This window comes from Calothrix sp. CBUCES-K 9914, from assembly GCF_059640475.1.
Genome location: NZ_JBXXZH010000346.1, coordinates 1 through 8,189, shown reverse-complemented (window position 1 = coordinate 8,189; position 8,189 = coordinate 1). Strand labels below are relative to the sequence as shown.

The following is an 8,189-nucleotide window of genomic DNA, read 5'->3' as shown; positions in this document are numbered from 1 at the left end:
TGCTCCAAAAACGTTTTCCAAAGCGAGCAAAATGTCATCGCTCTCCTTAATAATACGTCCATCTAGCTCGATTGCGGGGAGCATTCCTGATGGTACTTTGCGTTTATACCAACTTTCTTTCTCCCCATAGCAGAACATTGTTACTTTTTCGATGCGGTAGGGGATTTGTTTTTCTTCTAACCATAGCCAAACTTTTTGACAGTAAGGACACCAGGCGTGGTTATCACGGTACAGTGTTACCCGCACATCAGATTCGGGTTTCCCAAACAAACGCAACGTAGCTCTTGAGTTGGTGGAACCATTGACTGTATCTATTTGATAGTTCGTGAGGGTTTCTAGTTCTTGCCAGCTTAGGGGTGCAGTAGCCATAGAATAAATTGCATAAGACCTTTCTTGACTTTACAATATTGCAGGAATCTAAACGAAAGGAATCTTAAGTTAAGTGGAGTTTAATTAGAGCATTGGCAATTGCTTCTGGGTTAAGAACTTCAACAGCGGCATTTTATTCGACGGCAGCTTTTGGCATTCCGTAAACAGCACAGCTTTCTTGATTCTGAGCAATTGTATGCCAACCAAGCGCGCGCAGTATGTTGTAGAGACGCGATATATCGCGTCTCTACATTTAGGTATTTTTCACAAATCATGTAGGACTGCTATACGTAGTAATTTTCATTTTTTGCATAAGTCAGTAGTGGTCAGAGATAGATAGAAGTGTAAGAACGAATACCAAGCATAGGAAATATTATGAATATCAGTGGCGCCAGACGACATATTTTAGATGCAGTCACAACAGGAGTTATTAGTGGAGTCATGACTTTGATTCTGACGTTAGGAAGTATTATAGGAATCAAAGTTTTAGGTTTTAGTACATGGAATCTAATTGATGTCGCTTTAGTCTTTGGCTTCACCTATGGAATATATAAAAACAGTCGTGTTTGTGCTGTATTAATGTTAATTTACTTTACTGGAAATCAAATCTTTTTTGCTGTCACCATAGGCAAACCAGCATCTTTTTTAAGTTATATGTTTATCTACTTCTTTTTTCAAGGTACACGCGCGACTTTTGCTTACCATAGATTATTACAAGAAAAATCAGCTATTCATTTAGAACACCAGTATTCCCAAAGCTAAATTATCATAGCATTTTTTAACCAAGTAAGCTACAAATTAAATTACTAAAACAATGAGTGGAACGGGCATCCCTGCCCGTCATTCTGTACCACTGGAAAACAGTAATTGTTGCAATACACAAGCTACCACGCACAAAAGAAACGCTATAGTACTTTCTCTTTAAACGCAATGCTACACAAATCAATCCGTTACATCCGTTTTCATCCGTTGCCAAAACTGCATAACTCCAACTGAGCGAGAAGTAAGTAATTATATAGACATCACAAAGGCAGAATAATGAATTATATTGATAATCATTATTATCTTCAGGTGCAACAGGTAGAAAAAACCTGGTTTAACAGAAAACACTAGTGATAAATTTCCTTTACCTTTAGGGGTTGCTTACTGGCGCCTGCGACATATTAATGATAATTTTATAAAAGAGATTACGGGAGTAGAAATTAATTCCTACATGGTTCAACATCTGCTCAAACAGCATATTATTACCCCAATCCCTAATTTATGGATGATTGGTATTGCCGCGTTTTTTGGTAAAGCAATACAAATAATACTTATAATTAACAAGCACCAGTATAAAAAACGTGGTAATATACTTTTACTTACATCACTTGTAACTGTAGTAGCTGCCTACCTATTGCTCTCAATGCAAATGTATATATCGGCAAATATTATAGCGCCTATACTTTTACCGTCCATCGCTTTCTCGATTTATGTAAAACCAAGTTTAAAAAGTTAAATGATTTTAACAAAATATCTATTTAGGACGGGCAAGGATGCCCATTCCACAAGATATTTTTGTTACTTTTGCACGCTAACTCCTACAAAACCAGCCTGCTCTATGGCGTTTTGCCCTTGGTCTGTAAGTAACAGTTTGGTATAGGCTTCACCTGCCTGCTGTTCTCGACCTTTGTTTTGCTTAATAATTACAAACAATTTAGTAGTTATTGGATAGCTACCATTCTTAATTGCTTCAGTATTAACCTGATTGCGTTGACTTGGGCACTGCTGTGAAGAGACTAACGGTTGGCGATAAGGAGGAATTAGTTCGGTGTTAGTGCGACCTAATGGCAAAGCTTTTACTGTACATTGAGGCACTACTGCACGGGCAGAAGCATAATATATACTGCCAGGGGTTTTGCTAACTTGGCGCAGCGCTTCTGTGGTGGAGTTAACATACTGCACATTCGAGTTAAGCACTTGGTTATTTACGTCAAAGTTGGCGATTACTGTATCTGCGTCTTCTGGACGCTGCGAGAAAGGGGTGATGGGTAAGTTTGGTCCACCCACTTGTTTCCAGTTAGTAATTTGCCCTTGATAAATCTGTTGTAATTGCTCAATTGTTAAGCCCGGTACGTTGAGAGAAGGGTTGACGACGACTGCTATGCCATCAATGCCAATTTGATGTTGCGATAATGTGAAACCACGAGAATTGGCTGTCGCGTATTCGTCTGCTGTGAAGGGACGGGCTGAGTGAGCGAAGTCTAATTGACCATCAAGTAACATGCGAATACCTGAGCTAGAACTAGGGCTACTCTTATTTGGGTCTACATAGCGCAACTTTAGTTCAGGACGCGCGTTTTGAATTTGAGAATCTACTAATTGACGAATAGGCGCCCAAGCTGTACTGCCACCATAGTTGAATGAGCCAGGTGGAACGGAGGCAATTGTTTGAAAAGTTGATGTAGCATCAGTAGCGGTGTTTAAGGTTTGACCGGAGGAAGAGTCAGCACTGGTGCTAGTCATGCGCGGCTTTAGGAGCCACCAGAACAGTCCACCAATAACTATAATTGTTAACACTTTACCGATGATTAGACCTCTAAGAAAAAGTGCGGTTTCCCCGTTAATTAAAGGTTTTTTTTGGTTTACAGCCATATTACGTTTGATATCAAGGTCTTAAAAGGAATAACTTGGTGATAAAAACAGGTATATTAGGGAACAGAACGAATTTATTGCCCACATTATAAAGTGGCGCCAGGGCAAAAACATCTAGCATTAGGATAGATTAAATAATCATATTGTTAATTAAAATACGACTAATGGTATACTTTATAACGTTAAGCGTTTCGGTGAAATCCTTGGAGTGGGCATGTTAGTTCGAGGTAAGACATTTTGGGAGGGGGATTGAATTTGTTGGTCAATAACGAATATTCTGGAATGAAAAAATATATAGATTAAGGCTGCTACTATTACACTAGTGATAGCACCGAGGCTTAACCCAAACAGCACAATAGAGTTTTTTTTAGGTGGCAACGAAGAGTCGAGTGGTTCAAGCTGGTATAGTGTCGGTTCTAGGAGTTGTTGTGTAGCTTGCTGCTGCCTTGGGTAATCAGTTATATTTTCAGTTATAGTTTGTGATTTTTGACTTGATAGTTGCTGCACAGCTTCTAATGCCTCAATAGCTGAGTAATATCGCTCCCGAAAATCATATCGGGTCATTTTGTCTATAATATATGCCAGTTCAGGACTTACCTGTACCAAATGGCGCCAGAGAATTTCAGCAGTGTGTTCGTCTTTTTGCACTTGATCTGGCTTTAACCCTGTCAAGGCTTGAATTCCAATCATGCCCACAGCATAAATATCACTACTAAGTTTTGGATTACCTGAAGCCTGTTCGCTGGGCATATAGCCAGGAGTACCCACTATTACAGTAAAATACGTTGTTTCCTTTGTACTCACCACGCCAGTTCCAATTTGCTTAATTGCCCCAAAGTCAATCACAACAAGCTTGCCATCGCTTTGGCGCCGGATTATATTGCTAGGTTTGAGGTCGCGATGAATGACGTTATGTTGGTGGACGAACACTAATGGTTCTAAAATACCTTGTAATAGGTCAATAACATAAGCTTCACTTGACTGCTGTTGAGGGGCTAGTTCTTCGCTCAAAGGATGACCCTCAATCAATTGCTGAACTAAATAGAATTCCTGATTTTCTTGAAAGTGAGCTTGCAGTTGAGGAATTTGGTCATGAGTTCCCAAGCGATGTAATAGTTGTGCTTCCGAGTCGAATAGACGTTTGGCTATCTTTAAAGTCTTAGGGTCACATTTCAGGGGCTTAAGTTGCTTGACGACACATAAGCTGTGAAAAAGTTTGATATCCAAAGCAATATAAGTATGACCAAAGCTACCTGCCCCTAGACTTTGGACGATTTTATAACGTTGGCCTAGTAATCGACCTAACATAGTTATATATAAGTATTAAACTACTCTCACTAAGAGCGTATCTAAAAATGAGGGTAAATTTATCATATTTTACGAAATTGCCCACTGGTTCTACAACTCCAGTAATGAACACTGGATGTATTCCCACTTACCTGTCTGTACCATAGGCGTGCAGCTTGGGCGCCCATCACTAACCGCTCACTTCTCCTTGTTGCGATTAGGCTTTTGATTCTCTAAGGAAAATTGTGATTTTTGAATTTAAGCACAAATGATGTACGCTAATATTGTTTTAAGAGCAATTACCAAAACCTCAAATTATCGAAGCTGATAATTGGGTAATCAACAACTTTGGTGAAGTTATGTTAGTCCCTTCTGCACCAAATAAGGCGCCTGGGGACTTCGTTACTTCCACAGCCTGTCCACCATAAATTTTACATAACCAAAAAGATTAATAAAACAAAAGTAAAATAATTATGGTAGCACCATTGACATAATATGAAACGCTGGATTTTTACCGCTGTCTGCTTATTGCTAATTTGTCCTAAACCAGCTTTAGCGCAAACTACTATCACAGTAGATGCATTGGATAAACCTTTGCAAATCAAAGGTTGGTTGAATGAAGAAAATACCCTCATAGGTAGTATACGTCTTTCTGCTCCAGCAACAGTAGAGCAGTTTACATTTCTTGCTTCTGACTTGAAACGTCAAGAAGGTTCGGAAATAATCAGGCGCCAGAATGTATCGTTTATAGGTGAAACTAAACTAACTGCTGCGATACCCAAAGATTTCCAAGTAAAAATAAGCAACCCACAATTGCCAGGAACGTATAAAGGAAAAATTGAAATACGACTTCCTAATCAAACACAAATTATTAATATAAATGTATTAATCAAAGTTAGACCAAAACTGGCGCCGTTACGAGGAAACGAGCAAGTACAATTACAATTAACTCAATGCGATTGGTGGTTAGATTGCTCTTTAGCACATTTAGTATTTCCAAAAAGTGCTTTCTTGCAAACTTGGGACTTAGCTTTCGACAACAACGAAGATGCAACTATAACAGTAACTAGTGCAGAAGTATTATTAAAAGGCGAACAAACAGCTTATCAATTAAGTAACAACCAAATCAAAGTACCCAAAATCCCTCAAACTTTAAAAGCCGACCAAATAGTTAAATTACCTTTACAATGGGATAGTACTAAAATACCTTCTGACCGTTACACAGGAGCAGTTTATTTAACTTTAGAAGGAGCGAGAGAACGTTTAATTGTTCCAGTCAACTTAACTATGCGAATAGCTCCCTTAGTACCACTTTTAGTACTATTCTTAGGAATTATTTTGGGTAGATTAATTAAATACATGCAAGAAAAAGGAATTCCCCAAGCAGAGGTATTCGGTAAAATCAAACAATTAGATAATCTTATTGCTTCGTCAAACCTTGAAGATCAAAAAATATTGATTCCAATGTTATCTAAAGCCGAGCAATTAGTACAGCAGATCAAATTGGAAGCTGCAACAACCGAAATAGAAAAAATTACTGCGCGTTACGAATGTTTACTTTCACTACGTACAATCGAGCAAAAATTAGAACCATTCAAAACGCATCCTCAAGTCAAAGGTGACAAAGGCATACTTCAAAAAATAAACAATATTCGGATGCAAATTAGTTTATCTCAAGACGAACAAGCAAAAGAATCACTCGACGATTTACAGCAAGATATTATTAAATTACAGCTTCCTTTACAAATGGGGTCTCTCCAGGCGCCGTTTAATTTAACAGAAATAGTCAAAGGTGTGAAAGATGCAGTTGTCGCTGTTAGTGGCGCCGCACATCATAACGTCAAACAACCAGTAGATAAATGGGTATTGTGGTCACAAAAAGCACTAATATTCCTATCTGGTGCCAAATTTCGCACTCAAGTTACCTACTGGTTCGCTCAACCATTATTTTCTCTAGCGCTATTACTTAGTTTATCACTAGTCGGGTTGCGTTCATTGTATATGCAAAAGGGAGCAACATTTGGCGCCGACCCCTTCTCAGATTATTTAGGATTACTAGTTTGGGGGTTTAGTGCCGATGTCGCAAGTCGCACCTTAAGTAATTTAACAGGTGCCGACGAAAACAAGCAGTAAATTCGTAGGTTTGGAAGTCCCTAACACGAAGAATTGGGTGTAAATACTTTAGGTTTTTCAATCGAAGAACGTTAATATTAAACTACTCTAGCAACAATAATTTTTAATTATCCCGGTAACTTTAACGCCCCGGGATTTTTTGCTTTGCTTTGTTTAGGGTGGACTCGAATTATAACATCTTAACATCTTTACGTCATCTACTAAAAGTATGAAATTATCTTATGTATAAAGATAGATTCATAATGATACACTTCTAAGTAAGCTACTCACATCAAATTACCGATGGGAATTGTCACTTTTTATATCTGACTAAGTAATACATCAAGGTGAAGCCCGAAAAATTTATGGATGTAACCTGGCTACTGGCACAAACTATACAACCAAATCAACCAGTTGAACCAAGACAAGCACTAGATAATAGTGTAGACTACATGGGACGGTTGTTTGCACAGTTAGTAAATTTTTTACCAACGTTGCTTGCAGCAATAGCAGTCTTGTTAGTTGGTTTATTAATTGCTGCGGTTGTAAGAGCAATTGTACGAGGACTCCTCAATCGTACTGATGTTGATAACCGCATGGCTGCTGCTATTTTAGGTCGTACTGACCAAAGAGATTTACCCAAGGTTGAGACGGTAATTTCAAACTTTGTCTTTTGGGTTATTGTCATAATAACGATTGTCGCTGTCTTACAAACACTCAATTTGCAGGCTGTCTCACAACCTCTAAATACTTTCCTCAATCAAGTTTTAGGATATATTCCTAAAATAATTGGTGCAGTTATACTATTTGGTGTTGCTTGGGCAGTTGCAAGTGTTGTCAAGCTCATAACAACACGAGGGTTACACGCATTAAGAGTTGATGAGCGTTTGAGTACACAGTTAGAAGACCGTACACCAGAAAGTCAAAATCAATTATCTTTAAGCGAGACGATTGGTAATGCACTTTACTGGTTTATCTTTTTACTGTTTTTGCTGCCAATTCTGAATACATTGGAGTTAAATCAAGCATTACTCCCTATACAGAGTTTAATTACGCAAGTAATTTCAATTTTGCCAAATATTCTTGCTGCGGTGTTAATTGCTGCTGCGGGTTGGTTGCTTGCTAGTATTGTCAGACGAATCGTCACTAACTTGCTTGCTTCTGCTGGAAGTGACCGTTTAGGCGCCCGATTTGGTTTACGGCAAACAACTGCAGGACAATCACTGTCAGGAATTATTGGCACAGTTGTCTACATATTAATACTGATTCCGTTTGCGATTGCAGCACTAAACGCTCTAAGAATAGATGCGATTTCTGTACCAGCAATTGCGATGCTGCAACAAATCCTCAATGCGCTACCCTTAATTTTCACGGCAGCAATTATATTAATAGCTGCTTACTTTTTGGGTAGATTTGTGTCTGAACTCGTTACCAATATTCTTACGAGCATTGGTTTCGACAATATTTTTTCTGTTTTAGGCATACCGACCAGAAGAACAAGAACAACTACCGTCCAACCATCTACTCAACCAGATGCGACGAGGGTGGCAAGCACAACCCGCACACCATCTGAGATTGTGGGTATTGTAGTACTTGTTGGTATAATGCTATTTGCTACCGTAGCAGCAGTTGATGTTTTAAATATTCCAGCATTAACGGCGTTAGTTAGTGGTTTAACTATAATTTTTGGTAGAATTTTAGCAGGATTAGTGGTATTTGCCGTCGGATTATTTCTGGCAAATTTAGCTTTCAGTATCATTACCGCTTCTGGTAATCGTCAAGCTTTA

Annotated in this window: 7 protein-coding genes; 3 read left to right on the top strand and 4 right to left on the bottom strand. The window is 38.6% G+C overall.

The window, feature by feature from the left end; all coding sequences use genetic code 11:
• On the bottom strand, positions 1-369 hold a 369-nt coding region (locus tag AC2JBO_RS40700; protein WP_496959314.1), incomplete at its 3' end, for a glutathione S-transferase N-terminal domain-containing protein.
• Positions 370-502: 133 nt separating this feature from the next.
• Positions 503-586 carry a chemotaxis protein CheB gene (locus AC2JBO_RS40695; RefSeq protein WP_496959315.1) on the bottom strand — a complete coding sequence of 28 codons (84 nt, stop codon included), beginning with the start codon at positions 584-586 and terminating at the stop codon, positions 503-505.
• A gap of 158 nt (positions 587-744) precedes the next feature.
• Here AC2JBO_RS40695 and AC2JBO_RS40690 point away from each other — a divergent pair, with 158 nt between their 5' ends.
• Positions 745-1,131: a hypothetical protein gene (locus AC2JBO_RS40690; RefSeq protein WP_496959313.1), complete on the top strand. Its 387-nt coding sequence runs from the start codon at positions 745-747 to the stop codon at positions 1,129-1,131.
• 798 nt (positions 1,132-1,929) lie between these two features.
• On the opposite strand, the gene AC2JBO_RS40685 is transcribed toward AC2JBO_RS40690, so the two are convergent.
• Both AC2JBO_RS40685 and AC2JBO_RS40680 read right to left on the bottom strand, forming a co-directional pair.
• Positions 1,930-3,003: a PstS family phosphate ABC transporter substrate-binding protein gene (locus tag AC2JBO_RS40685; RefSeq protein WP_496959312.1), complete on the bottom strand. Its 1,074-nt coding sequence runs from the start codon at positions 3,001-3,003 to the stop codon at positions 1,930-1,932.
• Between the two features lie 174 nt (positions 3,004-3,177).
• Complete coding sequence (locus AC2JBO_RS40680; RefSeq protein ID WP_496959311.1) at positions 3,178-4,311, bottom strand: protein kinase domain-containing protein; 1,134 nt, start codon at positions 4,309-4,311, stop codon at positions 3,178-3,180.
• A 474-nt stretch (positions 4,312-4,785) separates the two neighbouring features.
• Here AC2JBO_RS40680 and AC2JBO_RS40675 point away from each other — a divergent pair, with 474 nt between their 5' ends.
• Both AC2JBO_RS40675 and AC2JBO_RS40670 read left to right on the top strand, forming a co-directional pair.
• The gene (locus AC2JBO_RS40675) at positions 4,786-6,423 is read left to right on the top strand and encodes a hypothetical protein (RefSeq protein WP_496959310.1); all 1,638 of its coding nucleotides are present in this window, start codon (positions 4,786-4,788) and stop codon (positions 6,421-6,423) included.
• 344 nt (positions 6,424-6,767) lie between these two features.
• A partial coding sequence (locus AC2JBO_RS40670) for a mechanosensitive ion channel (RefSeq protein WP_496959309.1) occupies positions 6,768-8,189 on the top strand: 1,422 nt, incomplete at its 3' end.

Coding starts and splice junctions, on each gene's coding strand:
- AC2JBO_RS40690 (WP_496959313.1), top strand. CDS start 745: ATGAATATCAGTGGCGCCAGACGACATATTTTAGATGCAGTCACAACA.
- AC2JBO_RS40685 (WP_496959312.1), bottom strand. CDS start 3,003: ATGGCTGTAAACCAAAAAAAACCTTTAATTAACGGGGAAACCGCACTT.
- AC2JBO_RS40680 (WP_496959311.1), bottom strand. CDS start 4,311: ATGTTAGGTCGATTACTAGGCCAACGTTATAAAATCGTCCAAAGTCTA.
- AC2JBO_RS40675 (WP_496959310.1), top strand. CDS start 4,786: ATGAAACGCTGGATTTTTACCGCTGTCTGCTTATTGCTAATTTGTCCT.